The following is a 206-nucleotide window of genomic DNA, read 5'->3' on the forward strand; positions in this document are numbered from 1 at the left end:
TAGTTAAAGTAATGCCCGTTGGTGCTTCGTTCACATCACCGACATTCAGGATGAAAGCTTTATCAGTAGTAAGGCCGCCGCTGTCTGTTGAGGTCACGGTGATCGTAATGGTCTCGGCACTTTCATGATCTAAGCTTTCAGTATCTTTAAGTTTCAGTGCGCCATTAACCACTTCAAAGCGCGTATCATCAACGCTGTAACTGTGG

General features: G+C 45.6%; 1 pseudogene. It reads right to left on the minus strand.

The annotated features are described in order from the left end of the window. A pseudogene (locus tag CXF85_RS00165) lies at positions 1–206 on the minus strand (DUF4856 domain-containing protein); the annotation flags it as partial.

The sequence above is a fragment of the Colwellia sp. 75C3 genome (assembly GCF_002836255.1).
In the GTDB taxonomy this organism is placed as follows: Bacteria; Pseudomonadota; Gammaproteobacteria; order Enterobacterales; family Alteromonadaceae; genus Colwellia.